This is a genomic window from Mycobacterium sp. UM_Kg27, from assembly GCF_000972905.1.
Taxonomy (GTDB): Bacteria; Actinomycetota; Actinomycetes; order Mycobacteriales; family Mycobacteriaceae; genus Mycobacterium.
The window spans coordinates 1-14,661 of record NZ_JRMM01000114.1; the positions used below are offsets into that span (position 1 = coordinate 1).

13 protein-coding genes are annotated in these 14,661 nt (G+C 66.8%); 5 read left to right on the plus strand and 8 right to left on the minus strand.

The window, feature by feature from the left end:
• Nucleotides 1-155: 155 nt before the first annotated feature.
• Both LI94_RS16275 and serA read right to left on the minus strand, forming a co-directional pair.
• Complete coding sequence (locus LI94_RS16275; RefSeq protein WP_046301829.1) at nucleotides 156-1,172, minus strand: 3-isopropylmalate dehydrogenase; 1,017 nt, start codon at nucleotides 1,170-1,172, stop codon at nucleotides 156-158.
• Entirely contained in the window at nucleotides 1,169-2,755 is a 1,587-nt protein-coding gene (serA, locus tag LI94_RS16280; protein ID WP_046301830.1) for a phosphoglycerate dehydrogenase, read from the minus strand. Before serA ends, LI94_RS16275 begins: the two co-directional genes overlap by 4 nt.
• A gap of 273 nt (nucleotides 2,756-3,028) precedes the next feature.
• Here serA and LI94_RS16285 point away from each other — a divergent pair, with 273 nt between their 5' ends.
• A complete protein-coding gene (locus LI94_RS16285) occupies nucleotides 3,029-4,462 on the plus strand; it encodes an NAD(P)/FAD-dependent oxidoreductase (RefSeq protein WP_046301831.1) in 1,434 nt (477 codons plus the stop codon).
• 185 nt (nucleotides 4,463-4,647) lie between these two features.
• Nucleotides 4,648-5,292, plus strand: a complete 645-nt coding sequence (locus tag LI94_RS16290; protein ID WP_152664847.1) for a hypothetical protein — start codon at nucleotides 4,648-4,650, stop codon at nucleotides 5,290-5,292.
• A gap of 114 nt (nucleotides 5,293-5,406) precedes the next feature.
• Here LI94_RS16290 and ilvC read toward each other — a convergent pair whose 3' ends face one another.
• The 5 genes from ilvC to LI94_RS16315 form a co-directional block, all read right to left on the minus strand.
• On the minus strand, nucleotides 5,407-6,408 hold the full coding sequence (gene ilvC, locus LI94_RS16295) for a ketol-acid reductoisomerase (RefSeq protein ID WP_192830591.1): 1,002 nt from the start codon (nucleotides 6,406-6,408) through the stop codon (nucleotides 5,407-5,409).
• Nucleotides 6,409-6,453: 45 nt separating this feature from the next.
• Nucleotides 6,454-6,966, minus strand: a complete 513-nt coding sequence (ilvN, locus tag LI94_RS16300) for an acetolactate synthase small subunit (RefSeq protein ID WP_024443377.1) — start codon at nucleotides 6,964-6,966, stop codon at nucleotides 6,454-6,456.
• Nucleotides 6,966-8,834 (minus strand): acetolactate synthase large subunit, encoded by a 1,869-nt coding sequence (locus LI94_RS16305; protein WP_024443378.1) that lies wholly within the window; start codon nucleotides 8,832-8,834, stop codon nucleotides 6,966-6,968. Before LI94_RS16305 ends, ilvN begins: the two co-directional genes overlap by 1 nt.
• Nucleotides 8,835-9,035: 201 nt before the next feature.
• Nucleotides 9,036-9,890 carry a metal-dependent hydrolase gene (locus LI94_RS16310; RefSeq protein WP_046301833.1) on the minus strand — a complete coding sequence of 285 codons (855 nt, stop codon included), beginning with the start codon at nucleotides 9,888-9,890 and terminating at the stop codon, nucleotides 9,036-9,038.
• Nucleotides 9,887-10,537, minus strand: a complete 651-nt coding sequence (locus LI94_RS16315) for a TetR/AcrR family transcriptional regulator (RefSeq protein WP_024443380.1) — start codon at nucleotides 10,535-10,537, stop codon at nucleotides 9,887-9,889. Before LI94_RS16315 ends, LI94_RS16310 begins: the two co-directional genes overlap by 4 nt.
• 155 nt (nucleotides 10,538-10,692) lie before the next feature.
• Here LI94_RS16315 and LI94_RS16320 point away from each other — a divergent pair, with 155 nt between their 5' ends.
• Complete coding sequence (locus tag LI94_RS16320) at nucleotides 10,693-11,031, plus strand: PH domain-containing protein (RefSeq protein WP_024443381.1); 339 nt, start codon at nucleotides 10,693-10,695, stop codon at nucleotides 11,029-11,031.
• Between the two features lie 36 nt (nucleotides 11,032-11,067).
• On the opposite strand, the gene LI94_RS16325 is transcribed toward LI94_RS16320, so the two are convergent.
• Entirely contained in the window at nucleotides 11,068-11,883 is an 816-nt protein-coding gene (locus LI94_RS16325) for a DoxX family membrane protein (protein WP_046301834.1), read from the minus strand.
• 133 nt (nucleotides 11,884-12,016) lie between these two features.
• On the opposite strand from LI94_RS16325, the gene LI94_RS16330 reads away from it, so the two are divergent.
• Nucleotides 12,017-13,138 (plus strand): PQQ-dependent sugar dehydrogenase, encoded by a 1,122-nt coding sequence (locus LI94_RS16330; RefSeq protein WP_024443383.1) that lies wholly within the window; start codon nucleotides 12,017-12,019, stop codon nucleotides 13,136-13,138.
• A 367-nt stretch (nucleotides 13,139-13,505) separates the two neighbouring features.
• Complete coding sequence (gjpA, locus tag LI94_RS16335; RefSeq protein WP_052739960.1) at nucleotides 13,506-14,540, plus strand: outer membrane porin GjpA; 1,035 nt, start codon at nucleotides 13,506-13,508, stop codon at nucleotides 14,538-14,540.
• Nucleotides 14,541-14,661 lie beyond the last annotated feature (121 nt).

Genomic DNA, 14,661 nt, shown 5'->3' on the forward strand with positions numbered 1-14,661 from the left:
ATCGGCGTGCGTGTGGTAACCACACCGATACCGGAGGTCCTCACCTACTTCCGCGCACCACGCCGTTCACAACGTCCCTGGCCATTACAGCTAGGCCAGCGCGCTATCGGCGCTACTGCGGCCCAAGCCAATTGGACCGCACCGCCAGAGAAGCGTCAGAGCAGGCTCAGGATCCGGTCGCCGGTGGCGACGGTGGACAGCTTCTCCCCACCGCGGGTAGCAAGGTGCTGCTCGACGGCAGCATCGACCCGGGCCGCCGCCTCATGCTCACCGATGTGGTTGAGCAGCATGGCCACCGACGTCACCGCCGCGGTCGGGTCCGCGATGCCCTGGCCGGCGATGTCGGGTGCGCTGCCGTGCACCGGCTCGAACATCGACGGGTTGGCACCGGTGGCATCGATGTTGCCGCTGGCCGCCAACCCGATTCCCCCGCAGACGGCACCCGCGAGGTCAGTGATGATGTCGCCGAACAGGTTGTCGCTGACGATCACGTCGAACCGGCCGGGGTCAGTGACCATGTAGATCGTGGCGGCGTCGACGTGGGTGTAGGCGGTCTCGACGTCGGGGTAGTCCTTGGCGATCTCGGCCACCGTCCGGGTCCACAACGATCCGGCGTAGGCCAGCACGTTGTTCTTATGCACCAGGGTCAAGTGCTTACGCCGGGCGCGAGCCTTCTCGAAGGCGAATCGGACCACCCGGGCCACCCCGAACGCGGTGTTGACGCTGACTTCGGTGGCGACCTCGTGGGGGGTGCCGACCCGCAGCGCCCCGCCGTTGCCGGTGTAGGGACCCTCGGTGCCTTCGCGCACCACCAGGAAGTCGATCTCCGGCGGATCGGCCAGCGGGCTGGACACTCCCGGGTACAGCCGGCTGGGACGCAGGTTGACGTGGTGGTCCAGGGCGAAACGGGCGTGCAGCAGCAGACCGCGCTCCAGCACACCCGACGGCACTGAGGGGTCACCGATCGCGCCGAGCAGGATCACGTCGTGGCCGCGGATCTCCTCCAGCACCGAGTCCGGCAGGACCTCGCCGGTGGCGTGATAGCGCTTGGCCCCCAGGTCGTATTCGGTCTTCTCGGTGCCCGGGAGCACCGCGTCGAGCACCTTGACAGCCTCGGCGATGACCTCCGGGCCGATCCCGTCGCCGGGAATGACAGCGAGCTTGAGGCTCATGACAGGTCTACCTCTTCAATCTTGTTAGCGCCGACCGCAGCAGTGATCGCCGATTGCACGTCGGCGGGCACCTGGCGGTCGACCCGCAGCAGGACCGTCGCCGCCGGACCTTCGGCGTCCTCGGACAGTTGCGCGGCGTGGATGTTGATGCCCGCCGAGCCCAGCAGAGTGCCGATCTTGCCGAGCGCGCCAGGCTGGTCGGAGTAGTTGATGATCAGATTGACGCCCTGGGCCCGCAGGTCGAAGTGCCGGCCGTTGATCTCGACGATCTTCTCCACCTGCTGGGTGCCGGACAGCGTGCCGGCAACGGTGACGGACCCACCCTCGGCGGTGACCGCCTTGAGCTCGACGACGCTTCGGTGGTTGGGGCTTTCGGTGGCGGTGCCGATCTCGGCGGCGACGCCGCGTTCGGCGGCCAGTGCCGGCGCATTGACGAAGGTCACCGGGTCTTCGATCACCGCCGAGAACAGACCCCGCAACGCCGACAAGCGCAGCACCCCTACGTCTTCGGAGGCCAGCTCACCGCGCACCTGCACCGACAGCGACACCGGCAGCCCGTCGGAGAGCGCCCCCGCCAGCAGGCCGAGCTTGCGCACCAGGTCCAGCCAGAGCGCGACTTCCTCGCTGACCGCGCCACCACCGACGTTGACCGCGTCGGGAACGAATTCACCGGCCAGCGCCAGCTTCACGCTCTTGGCGACGTCGGTGCCTGCCCGGTCCTGGGCCTCGGCGGTCGAGGCGCCCAGGTGCGGGGTCACCACCACCTGCGGCAGGTCGAACAGCGGCGAGTCGGTGCACGGTTCGGTGGCGAAGACGTCCAACCCGGCGGCCCGGACATGTCCGCTGGTGATCGCCTCGGCCAGTGCCGCCTCATCGATCAGCCCGCCGCGGGCCGCGTTGACGATGATCACCCCCGGCTTGGTCTTGGCCAGGTTTTCCTTGCCGATCAGACCCGCGGTCTCGGGCGTCTTCGGCAGGTGCACGGAGATGAAGTCGGCGCGGCCCAGCAGTTCGTCGAGGGGCAGCAGCTCGATGCCGAGCTGGGCGGCGCGGGCCGCCGACACGTACGGGTCGTAGGCGACGATGTGGGCGCCGAACGCGGCCAGCCGCTGGGCTACCAGCTGTCCGATGCGCCCCAGGCCGACCACGCCGACGGTGTGGTCATAGATCTCGGTGCCAGAGAACGACGACCGCTTCCACTGCTTGGCGTGCAGCGAGGCGTCGGCGGCCGGGATCTCGCGGGCGGCGGCGAGCATCAGCGCGATCGCATGCTCGGCGGCGCTGTGGATGTTCGAGGTCGGGGCGTTGACCACCAGCACGCCTCGGGCGGTGGCAGCCTCGACGTCGACGTTGTCCAGGCCGACCCCGGCGCGCGCCACGATCTTGAGTTTGGTGCCGGCCGCGAGGACCTCGGCGTCGACGGTGGTGGCCGAGCGCACCAGCAGCGCATCCGCCTCCGGGACCGCGGCCAGCAGCTTTTCCCGGTCCGGGCCGTCCACCCAGCGAACCTCGACCTGGTCGCCGAGGGCGGCGACGGTGGATTGGGCGAGTTTGTCAGCGATCAATACCACGGGCAGAGTCACCCGGACAGCCTAGTGGCCGGTCGCAAGCCCGGCGGAGCCGGGCGCAGCGGGCCGGCCACCATCAGCACCGCGCCGGTCGCAGCGGGCCGGCCACCATCAGCACCGCGCCGGTCGCAAGCCCGGCAGTGTGCGGGCATTGCAGCTGGTGTGGCCAGATGAGCGTGGCCATCGGCCGTGGTGCCCCGAATTCGACAACGGCGGTGTCCGGCAGCCGGTGCTGGGGGTGCACCCCGATTTGGCCGCATAGCGCGGGTCGCTCCCTACTATCGACGGATGGATGTCACCGTCGTCGGTAGTGGACCCAACGGCCTGGCCGCCGCCGTCATCTGTGCCCGCGCGGGCCTGTCGGTTCAGGTTCTGGAAGCCCAACCCACCTTCGGCGGCGGTGCTCGCACCGCCACCGATCCGGAATTCGGCGACGTGTCCCACGACATCTGCTCAGCGGTACATCCGCTCGGGCTGGCGTCGCCGTTCTTCGCCGAGTTCGATCTCGCGGCCCGCGGTGTGCAGCTGACCTCGCCCGAGATCTCCTACGGCAATCCGCTGGATCACCGGCCGGCGGCGATCGCCTACCGCGACCTCGACCGCACCTGCGCAGAGTTGGCGCACGGCGCGTCCTGGCGCCGGCTGCTGGGTCCGCTGGTCGCCGACAGCCGGTCCGTCGTGGAATTTCTGTTGGGCGACAAGCGGTCGGTGCCGTCCGGGATCGCGACGGTCGCCCGACTGGGGTTGAGGATGGCCGCACAGGCCGGCCCCGCCTGGAACGCGACGCTTCCCGGCGAGGACGCCCGCGCCCTCTACACCGGGGTGGCCGCGCACACGATCTCCCGACTGCCGTCGGTGACCTCCGCCGGTGCGGGCATGATGCTGGCGACCCTGGGCCATACGGTCGGCTGGCCGATCCCGGTCGGCGGCAGCCAGGCGATCACCGACGCGCTGATCGCCGACCTGACCGCCCACGGCGGTCAGTTGACCGCCGGAGCGCCGGTGATCACACCGCCGGGCGGCGTCGTGCTGTTCGACACCGCGCCGACCGAACTGCTGAAGGTCTACGGCGACGCACTGCCCGCCCGCTACGCCAAGGCGCTGCGCCGTTACCGTTTCGGCTCTGCGGCCGCCAAGGTCGACTTCGTGCTCTCCGATGAGGTGCCATGGAGCGACTCACGCCTGGCGCAGGCGCCCACGCTGCACCTCGGGGGTGACCGCAAACAGATGGCCCGCGCCGAGGCGGAGGTCGCCGCCGGCCGGCACGCGCAGCAGCCAATGATCCTGGCGGCGCTACCTCATCTGGTAGATCCCTCTCGCATCGACGCTGCTGGACGCCGTCCGATGTGGACTTATGCCCACGTTCCGGCCGGATCGACCGTCGACCAAGCCGAGACCGTCACCGCCGGCATCGAGCGATTCGCCCCCGGCTTCCGCGACATCGTGGTGGCGGTGCGATCCGTGCCCGCGGCCCAGCTGGCTAACCACAACGCCAACTACGTCGGAGGCGACATCTCCGCCGGAGGCAACAGTGCGTGGCGGGCTCTGTCGGGGCCAACTCCACGGATAAATCCTTGGGGCACAGCGATTCCCGGGGTGTATCTGTGCTCTGCAGCCACACCGCCGGGAGCCGGTGTGCACGGCATGGCCGGCTATTACGCCGCGCGCACCTTGCTGCGACGCGAATTCGGGATTGACCGGCTGCCGAGCCTGGCGCCCTGACGGACCTCATTCACATTCGGCACCAGCGAAGGCGTCAGCTTTGCGGGAACCTATATTCCGCACATAAATTTCCCAGTTAACTAGAGACACATTGCCAGCTTTGGTGTAGCCTCAGCTAACTTGTGTTGGGCGTTACACAAACCCCTAATCGTGACACAGGCCACGCTCTAGTTTAAGGAGAAACCGTGCCCACCATCCTTCGTCCGTTAGCCATGGCGGGCGCCGCGCTCATCGGCGCCAGTGCCATCGCCGCCACTCCCGTCGTCGTCGCCCCGACGAACACGCACATGCCAGCCATCGAGCTCACCGCTGATGGCAGCGGTGTGTTCGGTGATGCTCTCGGCAGCATCGACTTCGCCGGCATCTTCGCCGGACTCGGCGACTGGCTGAACAGCATCGACTTTTCCGCGATCTTCAGCGACCTGTTCGCCAACCTCGACCTGTCCGGCATCTTCAACGATCTGTTCGCCAATATCGACCTGTCGGGGATCTTCAGCGGACTCACCGACTTCCTGGCTAACTTCGACCTCTCCGGCACCCTCAGCAGTTTCTTTGACAACTTCGACTTGTCAGCCATCTTCGGCGGCCTCGGCGACATCTTCGCCAACTTCGACCTCTCGGGGATCTTCAGCGGCCTAACCGACCTGCTGACCAACTTCGACCTGTCGGGGATCTTCAGCGACCTAACCGACCTGCTGACCAACTTCGACCTGTCGAACCTGTTCGACAGTTTCGACCTGTCGGCGCTGTTCGACAGCTTCGACCTGTCGGCCATCTTCGACGGCTTGGACCTGTCCGGCTGGCTCGACGGCTTGCTCGGCAGTCTGTAACTACCGCAAACGGCGAGTGGCCCCTTCCAGGGAAGGGGCCACTCGTCGTGGTAGGTCTTCTTCGCGATAACCGTTGCGGCCAACGGCTACCGCGTCGAAATCAGCGGCGACGGCTCAGGCGGTCTCGGTGATGGGCCGGTCCACCCAGCTCATCAGGTCGCGCAGCTTCTTGCCGGTGACCTCGATGGGATGCTCGGCGTTCTCCTTGCGCAGACCCTCAAGTTCCTTGTTGCCGCCTTCGACGTTGGCCACCAGGCGCTTGACGAAGGTGCCGTCCTGGATGTCGGAGAGGATGTCACGCATCCGCTGCTTGGTGTCGGCGTCGATCACCCGCGGACCGGACAGGTAGCCGCCGAACTCCGCGGTGTCGCTCACCGAGTAGTTCATCCGGGCGATGCCGCCCTCATACATCAGGTCGACGATCAACTTGAGCTCGTGCAGCACCTCGAAGTACGCCATCTCCGGGGCGTAACCCGCCTCGACCATCACCTCGAAGCCGGCCTTGACCAGTTCTTCGGTGCCACCGCACAACACGGCCTGCTCACCGAACAGGTCGGTCTCAGTCTCCTCTTTGAAGGTGGTCTTGATGACGCCGGCCCGGGTGCCGCCGATGCCCTTGGCATACGACAAGGCCAGCGCCTCACCCTCGCCATTGGGGTCCTGCGCGATGGCGATCAGCGAGGGCACGCCCTTGCCATCGACGAACTGCCGGCGCACCAGGTGACCCGGGCCCTTGGGCGCGACCATCCCGACGGTGATGTCGGCGGCCGGCTTGATCAGGCCGAAGTGGATGTTGAGGCCGTGACCGAAGAACAGCGCGTTACCTGCCACAAGGTTCGGCTCGATGTCGTTCGTGAAGATCTCGGCCTGGGCGGTGTCGGGCGCCAGCACCATGATCACGTCGGCCCACTTGGCGACCTCGGCGGGGGTGTCGACCTCGAGGCCCTGCTCGGCGACCTTGGCCCGTGACTTCGACCCTTCCTTGAGGCCCACCTTTACCTGCACTCCAGAGTCGCGCAGGCTCAGCGAATGCGCGTGCCCCTGGCTGCCGTAACCGATCACGCCGACCTTGCGGCCCTGGATGATCGACAGGTCAGCGTCGTCGTCGTAGAACATCTCAACTGCCACTTTGTGTCACTTCTTTCTATCTCTTCTAGGGGACTATTTGGTCGTGCCGATGCCGCGCGGACCGCGAGACAACGATACGAGACCCGATTGCACGATTTCGCGGATGCCATAGGGCTCCAGCACCCGCAGTAGCGCATCGAACTTGGCCGGGGTTCCGGTGGCCTCGATGATCAGCGACTCCGGAGAAACGTCGATCACCCGGGCGCGGAACAGGTTCACCGCCTCCACGATCTGTCCACGCGTGCCGGCGTCAGCACGGACTTTGATCAGTGCGATCTCGCGGGAGACGGAGTTGTCCTCCTCCTGCTCGACGATCTTGATGACGTTGATCAGCTTGTTGAGCTGCTTGGTGATCTGCTCCAGCGGGGTGTCCTCCACCGAAACCACGATCGTCATGCGCGACATGTTCTTGGTCTCGGTGGCGCCGACGGCCAGTGACTCGATGTTGAAGCCGCGCCGGGAGAACAGCGCCGCCACGCGCGCCAGCACACCGGGCTTGTCTTCGACCAGCACCGAGAGCGTGTGGGTCTTCCAACCTGTCGCCATCACGCGTGCCCCTCGTTGTTCTCGTCGTCGAACAGCGGCCGGATGCCACGTGCCGCCTGGATCTCGTCGTTGCTGGTGCCGGCGGCCACCATCGGCCACACCTGCGCGTCTGCGCCGACGATGAAGTCGATCACCACCGGCCGGTCGGTGACCGCCCGGGCCGCGTTGATCACCTCTTCGACGTCTTCTTCACGCTCGCAACGTAATCCGACACAGCCCAGGGCCTCGGCCAGCATCACGAAGTCGGGGATGCGGCGCGAGTGGGTGGCCAGGTCGGTCTGGCTGTAGCGCTCTCCGTAGAACAGCGTCTGCCATTGCCGCACCATGCCCAGGTTGCCGTTGTTGATCAACGCCACTTTGATCGGGATGCCCTCGATCGCGCAGGTGGCCAACTCCTGGTTGGTCATCTGGAAGCAGCCGTCGCCGTCGATCGCCCACACCTCGGCGTCCGGGCGGCCCATCTTGGCGCCCATGGCCGCCGGGATCGCAAAGCCCATGGTGCCCAATCCCCCGGAGTTCAGCCAGGTGCGCGGCTTCTCGTACTTCACGAACTGCGCGGCCCACATCTGGTGCTGGCCGACGCCGGCAACGTAGAGCGCGTCGGGCCCGGCGATGCGGCCCAGCGTCTCGATCACCAGCTCCGGCGACAGGCTGCCGTCGCTTTGCGGCCCATAGCTCAGCGGGTAGGTGGAACGCACCCCGTCGAGGTAGGTCCACCAGTCGGTCAGATCCAACGACAGCTTCTCGTGTCGAAGCGCCTCGAGCAGCTCGGTGATGACGGCCTTGACGTCACCGACGATCGGGACGTCGACGTGCCGGTTCTTGCCGATCTCGGCGGGATCGATGTCGGCGTGAATCACCTTGGCGTCCGGGGCGAACGAGTCCAGTTGGCCGGTGACCCGGTCGTCGAATCGGGCACCCAGGGTGATCAGCAGATCCGAGCGCTGCAGCCCGGCCACCGCCGCCACCGTGCCGTGCATGCCGGGCATGCCCAGGTGCTGACGGTGACTGTCCGGGAACGCACCGCGGGCCATCAAGGTGGTGACCACCGGGATGCCGGTGAGCTCGGCCAGCTCGGCCAGTTCCCCGCAGGCCTCCCCACGGATCACGCCGCCACCGACATAGAGCACCGGCCGGCTGGCGGCCGCGATCAGTTTGGCGGCTTCGCGGACCTGCCGGTTGTGCGGCTTGGTGGTGGGCTTGTAGCCGGGCAGGTCCAACCGAGGCGGCCAGGCGAAGGTGCACTGGCCCTGCAGCACGTCCTTGGGGATATCAACGAGAACTGCGCCAGGTCGTCCGCTTGCCGCGATGTGGAAGGCCTCGGCCAACGCGCGCGGGATGTCGTCACCGTTGCGCACCAGGAAGTTGTGCTTGGTGATCGGCATGGTGATGCCGGAGATATCGGCCTCCTGGAAGGCGTCGGTGCCGATCAGTTGGCGGCCGACCTGGCCGGTGATCGCGACCACCGGGATGGAGTCCATCTGCGCGTCGGCCAGCGGAGTCACCAGGTTGGTGGCGCCGGGACCGGAGGTGGCCATGCAGACCCCGACCCGTCCGGTGGCGTGCGCGTAGCCGCTGGCCGCGTGCCCGGCGCCCTGCTCGTGGCGGACCAGCACGTGGCGCAGCTTCTTCGAGTCGAACAGCGGGTCGTAGACCGGCAGAACCGCGCCGCCGGGGATGCCAAAGATCACGTCAACGTCGAGTTCTTCCAGTGACCGGATCACCGATTGGGCACCGGTCATCTGCTCCGGCGGGACCCGCTTGGCGGGTGGTTTGGCCTTGTCTGAAGCTGCGTCCGAGGCCGAAGCCCCGTTGGCGGCTTGAGACGGTGCCGACCGCTCCGGCGGTCGCGTGGTGGGTGCGCTCACGGTTTCCTCTTCAATTCCTCTGGTGCTATAGAACTGGTGGCAACAAAAAACCCCCGCCAGCTCAGCTGCTGCACGAGGGTTGCGCGTCGGTGTTGGAAGTTCAGGCAACAACCAACGCGCAGTGGGCTACTACGAGCATGCCGTTGTCCATAGCAGACGACGGTAGCCGCTGGACCGAGCGTGCGTCAAATGAGCGAGCGCTCAGTTCAGGTGGTCGACCAGCGATCCCTGCTCGCCGAACAGTTCCGCCTCCCAGTGCGCGAGAAGCGCCGCGTTGTCCTGGTCATCGGGATGGAAGCCCGGCCGCATGTACTCCGCCAACCTGCGGAAGACCCCGCGGGTCAAAAACGGCGATCGCCGCAGGGCCGCAAAGCTGCGGACGGTTCGCACCGGGTTGTAGGCAGCCCGGTCTGCGAAGAGCGAGATGATGGTGTTCGCCACGACGGCAAGGGGAAAGGTGAACCGGATCACCTTCATCACCTTGATCCGGCGGGCCTCATCGCCTCCGACCGACCGATAGACATCGAACGCCACCGAGCGGTGCTCGGATTCCTCGATGGCATGCCACAACAGCATGGACCGTACTTCGGTCGTGCCGAGCAGGGCCTGGGCCCGCTCGTCCGAGAGCAGGGTCTCAGCGAAGACAGCGGTGAAATGCTCGAGCGCGGCGGTGATCGCCAGGCAGGTCAGCGGGGAGAACCGTGCTTCGATGGCCTTCTGGCGGCGGTTCACCAGCCGGTCGATCCTGCGGGTCGGGTAACCCATCTCGTGCAGGCGCTCATTGAGCGCACGGTGCTCACGCCCGTGGGTGACCTCCTGGCCAATGAATCCCTTGACCTGGTCTTTGAGTTCGGGGTCGGTGATCTGGTCGGCGTAGCGACGCACCGAACGGATGAAGAAGTCCTCGCCCTCCGGGAACACCGCCGACAGGTGCGCGATCAAGTGGCTCATCACCAGGTCGCCCTGAACGAAGTGGCGGTCCAGGGCCGCCACCGGGTAGTTGAACCGGATGCGACGCGGCTGTACCGCCGGTTGGCGGTTCTCGTTGGCGGTCATGACTCTCTCTCGGGTTGTGGGTCTGCAATGCCGGTCGCCAGCGGCCGAACCAGCATTTTGAAAGTGTCGAGAATGTCGTTGGTGGCCACCGGTTCGTGACCGTCTATCGACCGCGACATCGCCAGGCCGTTCATCAGCACGAAAGCCATTTGCAGGCCGATGCGCGACCGTGGAGCGGCGACAGCGGCCGGGTCGGCCGGGCCGAGCAGTTGGTCGTAAACCCGCTCGCAGGCTTCCGCGAACTGCCGATCGGTTTCGATGACCGCCGGCGCCAGCTCCCGGTCGGTGCGCGCCGCCACCCACAGTTCGTGCGTTGCGGTGAAGGTCGGACCGGAATACATCGACCACAGCAGGTCGAAAGCCTCATCGAGCTTGTCGGCGGACGGATCAAGCCCGGCCATCAACACCTCGAACTCTTCGATGCGGCGATTCAGGGAGAACTCGATGGCGGCGGTCAGCAGCCCGACCTTCGTCGGGAAATGTCCCTGCAGCGCCCCGACCGAGACGCCGGCGCGGCGGGCGACCTCGGTGGTGGTGGTTCCCTTGAAACCGACTTCCACCAGCGCGTCGAGCGTCGCGTTGAGCAGCGCATGCCGGGTTTCGGCAGTGCGCTCCGCCTGGGTCCGGCGGGGCTTTGTCGGCGACACGCGACAATCATGCAATACATAAAATAAGTAGTCAATATTTATTTTTACCGGGCGCTGCGTACCACCGACCGGTCCGCCGACGCCGACGGTGACATCATGCGGGGGTGGCCTCTCCTTCCTCCGCTCCCGCGCCTCTGGTGATCCGCATCTCGCCGATGGCCCACTTCGCGGTCGGCTTTCTGGCCCTCGGCCTGCTGATCCCCGTGTTGACCTGGCCGGTCACCGCACCCCTGTTGGCGCTGCCGATCCTGCTCTCGGTGCTGATCGCTCGGTGGCGCACGGTGGCCGACGCTCAGCAGATCACCGTCCGGACCCTGACCGGCAGCCGCTCGATGGGTTGGGATGCCATCGACGGACTGGGATTCACCCGGGGATCGTGGGCACAGGCCCACCTGCGCGACGGCGAGATTGTGCGGTTGCCCGCCGTAAGTTTCGCCACCCTGCCGCTGCTCACCGAGGCCAGCGGCGGGCGGGTGCCCAACCCGTATCGCTGAATCGGTTGTAAACGGCGACGGCGACGCGCCTCCGGGCTAACCCAGCGGGTTGGCCCCGTTGAGGAACACCCACATCGCGATACCACCGGCGATTCCGAGCACCAGGGCCGCGATCGATCCGATGAAGGGCCGCCGAGCCCAGCCGCGGTCGCCGTCGAGGCCGTACCGTCCGGGCCCGACCAGCACGATCGCCACCGCCACCACGATCAGCATGACGTGGTACTCGTGGCCGTCGGGCAGGAAGAGGTCAAACCGGCCCTGGTTATGCGACGCGACGCCGGTGAGCACGCCGTTGATGAAGTACGCCAGCGCGCCGGCGGCGGCCAGCGGGGTGAACAACCCGAGCACCAGCAGCAGGCCGGCGGCGATCTGCCCGCCCCCTGCCGCGTAGGTCAGGATGTCGGCGTGTTGGTAGCCGGCCGCGGCGATGGAGCTCTTGAAGTCGGCCAGCCCCTGACCGCCCCACCACCCGAACAACTGACGCAGCCCGTGGGCCACCAACAGCACACCGAGGCCCAACCGCAGAACCAGCAGACCGAGGTCCTGGGTGCCGCGCCGGTCCAGCGCTCGGAACGGCTCGTCGGCGTCGGCGTCGCCGCCGATGGCAACTCCGACGCGACCGGGGCCGGGCTGCGGCTCGGCGTAGGGCAGCGGGTGGTAGCCGGTGCCTACCGGCCGAACACCGGTGGGGTCGTAAGCCGGAATGGCCGCGGTCTCGAAATCACCGGTATAAGTCGGTGACGGCATGTCGTCCTCCGGATCTACCAGACGTGCCGACTTGGGACGTCCTTTTCCTGCGTCGGCAGTCTCACCCGGCCGACGCCAGTGTGAGCCCTCACCATGACTGGTCACCCTGCCAGAGTAAGGGCAACCCCGGCGGGATTGGGGATTTGAACGGCTTCGTTAGCGAATCGAATCCGGCCCGGTGCAGCACTGCGGTGGGCGTCGTGGCGAAACCCGACCCGGTGTCCGTAACCTGACGGGCATGCGGATGCGCGGCGTGGTTCACCGGGTGCCTGTCGTACTGTGCGCGGCACTCCTGGTTCTGACGGGCTGCGCACACTTCGATGACGCTCAGTCTCAACCATTCACCACCGTGCCGCGGCGCGGAATGGCGCCGCCCACGACTCCGCCACCGCCGCCACCGCTGCCCGCCAACCCGTTCCCGAAACAGTGCCCGGCACCCGGGGTGATGCAGGGCTGCCTCGAGAGCACCAGCGGCCTGATCATGCACGGCGACAGCAAATCGGCTTTGGTCGCCGAACGGACCACCGGTGCGGTCAAGGAAGTTTCACTGTCCGCCGAACCCAAGGTGAAGACCGTCATCGGCGTCGACCCGGCCGGTGACGGCGGCCTGATGGACATCGTGCTGTCACCGACCTACACGCAGGACCGGTTGATGTACGCCTACATCAGCACGCCCACCGACAACCGGGTGATCCGCATCGCCGACGGTGACGTCCCGAAGGACATCCTGACCGGAATCCCCAAGGGCGCGACGGGCAATACCGGCGCGCTGATCTTCACCAGTCCGACCACCCTGGTGGTGTTGACCGGCGATGCGGGCAATCCCGCCGCGGCCGCCGATCCCGGTTCGACGGCCGGCAAAGTGCTGCGCATCGAGCAACCCACCACCATCGGCCAAGCCGCGCCCACCACCGCACTGAGCGGGATGGGCGCCGGCGGCGGGTTGTGCATCGACCACGTCGACGGCTCGCTCTACGTCACCGACCGAACGCCGAGCGGCGACCGGTTGCAACGCATCACCAAGGATTCCCGGGTGTCGACCGTGTGGACATGGCCGGACAAGCCCGGCGTCGCCGGCTGCGCCGCGATGGATGGCATCGTGCTGGTCAACCTGGTCAACACCAAGCAGACCGTGGCCGTGCGACTGGCCGCCGGCACCGGATCGGTCACCAGCGAACCCGAAGTCATGCGCCAAGACACCCACGGCCACGTCTGGGCCGTCAAGATGTCACCGGACGGCAATGTCTGGGGCGCAACAGTGAACAAGACCGCCGGAGACGCCGAGAAGCTCGACGACGTGGTCTTCCCGCTGTTCCCGTCCGGCGGCGGGTTCCCGCGCGCCAACGACGACAAAGACTGACCGGCCTCCCGCGTGAGTGGGCGCCGGTTTCGGCGCACATCCGTGGTGTTTTCGACGGCTCAACATTGTAATTAACTGTGCGCCCTCAGCCTCACTCGAGGCGGTCGCGGTCGCCCCCGCGGCCCGACGGCTCCTAGACGTCACTTTGGTTCACTCCAGCCCGCCACTCTTCCGCTCCAGGCCACCTAAGTTTCTGTGAATTCCCTATCAATTGGCCGCCCAGGCCTCCGCATAATGCCAGCTCATATCAGCAGAATATGGCCTGAGCTTGGACTTTGTTAGCTGAGATTCTTGTTTACACCTAACCTACTTTCAAGTAGCTTTGCGACGCCGTGGCACCCGTCACGCATACGCAATTAGGAGACCAATGCAACACTTCGCCCCCGCTCCCTGGGTCGCAGCAGGCGTCGCTCTCATCGGCGCCGGCGCCATCGCCGCCACCCCGGTCGCAGTATCGCTGCCCGCGCCGACCGGCACGCGCGCTGCCGCTGTGGCGCTGACCGCCGGCGTCGACCCGTTCACCGCGTGGCAGGACGTGTTCACCACCGCCAAGGACAACGCCAGCACGCTGTGGGACCACATGTCCGCGGTGCCGGGCGTGGCCGCCCAGCAGCTGATCGCCGACTTCATGAATGGCACGTCGATCGACCCGCAGGCGGTCTTGGAGGCGATCGTGCAGCCCAACATGGCGACCGACCTGCCGATGTCACCGCTACTGCTGAGCAACGACGCGCTGCAGGCATTGATCACGCTGGTGATGCCTCAGTTCATGCCCGACGACTTCCCCCTCACCACCGACGAGCTCACGCCGATTCTGTCCTTCCTGGCCTCACCGCTCAGCGGGGTAGTGATCGGTGCCCTCGCCCCGTCCATCAGCCCGCTGGTGGCGCTGGGCAACAGCATCAGCGAGATCAGCACCGCGCTGACCGGCGACAACCCGGACTGGACCGCGGCACTGCAGGAAGCGGCCAACATCCCGGCCAACATGGTCGGTGGGCTCCTCAACGGGGCCACCCTCAATCTGGACGCGTTGCTGCCGACCCTGACCGAGGCCGGTCTGCTGCCGGCAGACCTGGACGTCACCGCGCTCAGCTACACCTTCGGCGGACTGCTGTCGCCCGGCGTCACCGGCACCGACGTCGAGGGCTTCGTCAAGGAGATCTCCGACGGCAGCTCCCCCGGCATCGGAGGCTCGATCATCAACGGCCTGGGACTCACCACCGGCCTCATGGGTTTCCCGCTGGTGGTCGAAGGCCAAGGTGTCGGGCTGCTGGGCGCGTGGCAGAGCCTGCAGGAGATCATCGCCATGGCGCTGGGTTGGGACGGCGTGGGCAGTCCGTTGAGCGACGGCGCCGACACGATGGCCGCGCTGGCGACCGACATCTTCGCCATGTCCGGGTAGAACCCTGCAATGCAGAAGTGGCCCCCTTCACCGGGCGGGTTCACATGGTCGTCGCAACACTCTCGATGAGAGGTTGCGGCGACCATGTCGTTTTCGGAGGACTGTGCGCGGTTCGGTGACC

Bases quoted from the DNA above. Each gene is read 5' to 3' on its own strand.
- LI94_RS16275 (WP_046301829.1), bottom strand. From the start codon at position 1,172: ATGAGCCTCAAGCTCGCTGTCATTCCCGGCGACGGGATCGGCCCGGAG.
- LI94_RS16285 (WP_046301831.1), top strand. From the start codon at position 3,029: ATGGATGTCACCGTCGTCGGTAGTGGACCCAACGGCCTGGCCGCCGCC.
- ilvC (WP_192830591.1), bottom strand. From the start codon at position 6,408: ATGTTCTACGACGACGACGCTGACCTGTCGATCATCCAGGGCCGCAAG.
- ilvN (WP_024443377.1), bottom strand. From the start codon at position 6,966: ATGGCGACAGGTTGGAAGACCCACACGCTCTCGGTGCTGGTCGAAGAC.
- LI94_RS16310 (WP_046301833.1), bottom strand. From the start codon at position 9,890: ATGACCGCCAACGAGAACCGCCAACCGGCGGTACAGCCGCGTCGCATC.
- LI94_RS16320 (WP_024443381.1), top strand. From the start codon at position 10,693: ATGGCCCACTTCGCGGTCGGCTTTCTGGCCCTCGGCCTGCTGATCCCC.
- LI94_RS16330 (WP_024443383.1), top strand. From the start codon at position 12,017: ATGCGGATGCGCGGCGTGGTTCACCGGGTGCCTGTCGTACTGTGCGCG.
- gjpA (WP_052739960.1), top strand. From the start codon at position 13,506: ATGCAACACTTCGCCCCCGCTCCCTGGGTCGCAGCAGGCGTCGCTCTC.